Below are 3642 nucleotides of genomic sequence, written 5' to 3'. Positions count from 1 at the left end.
CTTAGAGGTCTCTGAGACCGCCATCCGCAACGGCACGCCGGTTCTCACGGTGAAGATCGGATCTTCGGAACTAGCGGAGGCAGCAACACTGAGTCACACTGGATCCCTCACCGGCGACGACGACGCCTGGGAGGCAGCCTTCAGGCAAACTGGCATCGAACGCGTTCCGGACATCCCTGATTTGCTTGCGCGCGCGAGTGCTCACACTACGTATGACGACCCAGATGGCGATAGCGTCTGTATTGCCTCAACAAGTGGTGGGCTGGCAAGCCTTCTTGCCGATATGGCTGCCGAACGGGGGCTCACACTCCCGGATATCAGTGGTGAGACCGAACAGAAATTACTAGATATTGAGGAACTACTAGCTTACGGCAGATTCAATAATCCGGCGGATATCCGCGGGTATGGCGCCCATGTCCTCCCTGAAATTGCCGACGCAGTGCTTAACGACGATGTGTTCGACGCGTACGTTTTTGCTATCGGTCTGCCGGGGGTGGATGAACGTGCAGAGACAATCGCAGAAGCGCTAGCCACAATCACCACTGAGGCCGACGATCCTGTCTACATTCTTTGGACCGGGCGTAAGGAACCAGACGACCCGACAGAAGCACCACCGTACACTCGTCTGCGGGATTCAGTCCCTGTATACGAAGACCCTGGTCGATGCATGGATGCCCTTGCCTCAACGACCGATTTCGTGACCGCGTGCAATCACCTGACGGACCAACCATCCCGGGGTAGACTTGTTGCCGATGCACGCAAGATCGATACTGACCATGACCTTCCACGGGGACAAGTGCTCACCTGGGCACAGTCCGAGCGCTTGTTGAACTCGTATGATATTCCCGTAATTGAGTCGCGCTTGGCGACCGATATTGACGAGGCAGCAACAGCAGCCGATGATCTTGGGTTCCCAGTCGTCCTCAAGATCGATTCGCCGGCACTGCCTCACCGCACCGATGTCGGTGCTGTGCGGCTCGGTGTGGAGTCGATTGAGGCTGCTCGTGACGCATATGAAGAGGTAATGAACTCTGCACTGACGGTCGTCGATCCAGTCGATATTGAAGGCGTATTAATCCAGCCTATGATGAATAATGACATAGAATCTATTATAGGAATTGCTCCTGATGAAGTGTTCGGATCGCTCGTCTCCGTTGGTCCAGGTGGCGTGCTCGTGGAGGCCCTCGGGCAAAGTGCTACGCTTGTCCCACCGTTCTCACGGACTGACGCGCGAGCGGCTATCGAGGAGACGACTCTCGCATCAGTGTTAAACGACCGACGTGACGGACTACGATGTCTATCAACGCCGTCGTAGACTTACTTATCCGAGTCAGCGACTTAGCCACAGACGCCGACATGATCGCAGAACTAGATCTCAATCCTATTGTCGTAACTGAGGACGGTCCGGTTGCACTAGACACTCTCGTTCGGACTTGTGAGTGATATATCAATACAGCTCATTGAGGGCTGTCAGCGACTGATAGTCGCAAGCAATGGACGGCGGTGACTCCAAATTGAGACTCGCATCCAGCTATTCCCACCATGACACCTGATATCATGACCAACCGGTCCGTCTCTCTGTCACACCTCTATCGCTATGATGCGCTGGCGTTGACCGCATTAGTATGGTTCCTCGGAAAATTTCTACGTTACGCCTTTCCACCCTTATTTGGGCATTTTGAGTCGATATATACAGTCTCGCGGACTACACTTGGAACGACATTCAGTGGTCTCATGCTCGTGTACGCAGTGATGCAATTTCCATCAGGGGTCGTTGCTGACCGGGTAGGATCGGTGAGTGTAATTACTGCCGGGGGCATCGTGACTGGCTTTGGCGCACTCGTGTTAATGATGAACGCCCCGTTTGCCGCCCTAGCGGGTGCGATGTTGCTCATTGGGGCAGGAACGGGTACGTATAAAACTGTTGCCATCGAGTTACTCTCGCGAATCTATCCTTCTGAAACCGGTCGTTCGCTGGGTGTGTTCGATACGGTCGGTAGCATGGCCGGTGTCGCAGCACCTGCGGCAGTCGTGGCTGCAATGTCGCTCCCCGGAATATTCGGGGCGCCTTGGCGGACACTGTTTCTGGTCGGCGGCCTCACAGCTCTAGTTGTTGGATTTATGTTTCTCATCCGCGTGCCGCGTCACTTAGAGGACTGTTCGACTACTGGCAGCAGAGACGATAGCTCACCTCAGTTTCGGGAGTACATCGGATTGTTCCGCCGACCAAAATTTTCTATTTTCGTCAGTATCACTATTTTATTCTCGTTCGCTTACAATGCAATCGTTGCGTTCCTTCCGTTATACCTTACCGAGGCGGGCGGTCTACCACCAGTGATGTCGAATTTACTATTTAGTTCTCTCTTCGTGGTCAGTCTAATCCAGCTAGCCACTGGAGAAGCGAGTGATAGAGTAGGTATTTTTCCGCTCCTCGTGGGAACACTCGCTTTCGCGACAGTTGGGCTCGCAGGACTCGTCGTGCTATCAGGCGTCGCTGGGGCGGTTGGACTCGGTGCCACCATGGTTGTGCTTGGTCTCGGAGCTCACGGATACCGACCGGTTCGGGGTGCATATTTGATGACGGTCCTTCCTGAGAGCATTGCGAAGGGGTCTCTTGGAGTCGTCCGAACACTACTGGTCGCAGCTGGCGCTGTCGGTCCTGCAGCCGCTGGATACCTCTCTGAGGTGAGTGGGTTCCGAGTCGCATTTACTGTCTTAACAGCCGCGCTTGGCATCGCGACCACACTGACAGCACTTCTGTGGGTAATCGAGTGATAGACCCACATGTTACCGTCGAAATCCAGCGTTTTCGATTTAACGGTTCTCTTGATCTAGGTCGGTCATCATCGAGATATGAACAGTGCCAGAGCCGACATTACCACCTGATTTGAACATAGTTATACAATATCCTAACAAATAATAAAAAGGTGATTCGAGATTCTCCCGTATCGATTTTGAGACAGCGCCGTCGGGTGTCGCCAATCTGCTCGTCTCACAGCTTTCGGAGACCTGTCGCATTGAGTTTGAAAATGTGTTCTACGCTGCTGACGGTGACTGGATCGAATCGTTACTGGTCATTCCGGAGAGTCCAATCGATCCGGAAGCAATGATAGAATCGCTTTCCGGTGTCGAATTGCTCCATTTTGAGCAAGTATCTGACGACCGCAACAACCAGCAAACGTATCGTTTTAATATCGTAGCCCATGAGCCTTATCCGTTCCTTCTGGGTCTACTTTTGCGGGAGAAATCGATCCCAAACCGCCTCGTCCTAACCTCGGATCGATTCAGCGGCGTCGCAACTGTCGCTGCGTGGGACGACTTCCGGAGGCTAGCCGACAAGTTACAAGAACAGTATGGGAAGTTCGAACTCCTGAGCGTGAGCCAAGTTGAGACTACAGGTGCACCGTTGGGAAGTGGTCAACTCAGTCGTGTTGTTCGAAATGAACTCTCCGATGATCAGTTGCTTATCCTCCAGGTCGCTTACAAGATGGGATACTTCGACACCCCCCGTACGGCTTCCGCTGATGACGTTGCAGCCGAACTTGATATCGCCCAATCGACATTCAGTGAACGTCTCCGACTCGCAGAGAGTGAACTTCTCGGGCTTGCCTTTTCTGCGAATAAAGACTAGCATCTACCAAC

At 53.3% G+C, this 3642-nt stretch carries 4 protein-coding genes; all 4 read left to right on the top strand.

Annotated features, from left to right (window positions below; translation table 11 throughout):
- Positions 1 to 1315 (top strand): acetate--CoA ligase family protein (locus J07HQW2_RS03160; protein WP_021053874.1); only part of this gene is annotated, 1315 nt, incomplete at its 5' end.
- On the top strand, positions 1294 to 1443 hold the full coding sequence (locus J07HQW2_RS17545; protein WP_021053873.1) for an acetate--CoA ligase family protein: 150 nt from the start codon (positions 1294 to 1296) through the stop codon (positions 1441 to 1443). The genes J07HQW2_RS03160 and J07HQW2_RS17545, both read left to right, overlap by 22 nt.
- Positions 1444 to 1542: 99 nt before the next feature.
- Entirely contained in the window at positions 1543 to 2775 is a 1233-nt protein-coding gene (locus tag J07HQW2_RS03155; RefSeq protein WP_021053872.1) for an MFS transporter, read from the top strand.
- Positions 2776 to 2947: 172 nt separating this feature from the next.
- A complete protein-coding gene (locus J07HQW2_RS03150; protein WP_343122476.1) occupies positions 2948 to 3631 on the top strand; it encodes a helix-turn-helix domain-containing protein in 684 nt (227 codons plus the stop codon).
- Positions 3632 to 3642 lie beyond the last annotated feature (11 nt).

The sequence above is a fragment of the Haloquadratum walsbyi J07HQW2 genome (genome assembly GCF_000415985.1).
Classification (GTDB): domain Archaea; phylum Halobacteriota; class Halobacteria; order Halobacteriales; family Haloferacaceae; genus Haloquadratum; species Haloquadratum walsbyi_B.
This window is presented reverse-complemented; position numbering and strand designations above follow the sequence as displayed.